Source organism: uncultured Pseudoteredinibacter sp. (genome assembly GCF_947500695.1).
Taxonomy (GTDB): Bacteria; Pseudomonadota; Gammaproteobacteria; order Pseudomonadales; family Cellvibrionaceae; genus Pseudoteredinibacter.
The window spans coordinates 1-230 of the sequence record NZ_CANMSS010000048.1; the positions used below are offsets into that span (position 1 = coordinate 1).

Annotated in this window: 1 protein-coding gene; it reads right to left on the reverse strand. The window is 47.8% G+C overall.

Features of this window, described 5'->3' with window-relative positions; translation table 11 throughout:
• The coding region (locus tag Q1A08_RS21435; RefSeq protein WP_299776436.1) for a hypothetical protein at positions 1-230 on the reverse strand (230 nt) is incomplete at both ends.

The window sequence follows — 230 nt, forward strand, 5'->3', positions numbered from 1 at the left end:
ACTCCGGTAATGGTTTGAATAATGTTGTCGTTCTCATCACGAATGATCACCGTAACGGTGGAATCCATCGCAACTTCCGCCGCATTCACTTCACCACTGAAGGTTGGGGTCGCATCATCAATCGTCGAGTTATTAACGATGGTGCCGGTTACTAAACCGACATCGTCTGTACCGATAAAGTTAGTAATGTCATCTGGCGACGTACGATCAACCGTGATCGAGAACGGACC